Source organism: Nitrosomonas supralitoralis (genome assembly GCF_003011925.2).
Taxonomy (GTDB): Bacteria; Pseudomonadota; Gammaproteobacteria; order Burkholderiales; family Nitrosomonadaceae; genus Nitrosomonas; species Nitrosomonas supralitoralis.
Genome location: NZ_PXXU01000195.1, coordinates 1 through 491, shown reverse-complemented (window position 1 = coordinate 491; position 491 = coordinate 1). Strand labels below are relative to the sequence as shown.

General features: G+C 50.3%; 1 protein-coding gene. It reads right to left on the bottom strand.

Annotated features, from left to right (window positions below; genetic code table 11):
- Positions 1–491: hypothetical protein (locus C7H79_RS18220; RefSeq protein WP_197714684.1), on the bottom strand; the 491-nt coding region annotated here is incomplete at both ends.

Below are 491 nucleotides of genomic sequence, written 5' to 3'. Positions count from 1 at the left end.
GATCTTTGCTTGAGTATCGTGTCGATATTGATCATCTGTTTTTCACGATTGGTCGTAGCTCTGGCCTCGGCTTCTTTGGCTGCAATGGTTTCCTGCAAGCGCTTCATTGCATCAGAGTCACCAACGGTATCAATTAGCGCTTCCATTTGCTCTTTCGACAATCCGCCGGCCACGGATACCGAACCGCCGCCGTCAATATCCATAACCTGCCCAATCCAGTCGGCTTTTTTATTGACCATCGAACGTTTACTGGTATCGAAGGTGCCATCCGCATCATAGTGATAAATATTGACGCGCTGAGTCTTGTTGCCTTGCCGCACGCCTCGACCATTGCGCTGTTCCAGGCTGTCCGGTGTCCATCCAATCGTCAAATGATGAATGGCCTGGGTGCCTTTCTGCAGATTAATCCCCACTTCGGCCTTTTCGTTGGCAATGACAGTGCGGTACTTATTGCCGTCTCCATTGGCATTAAAACCGTCCTGGACTGCAAG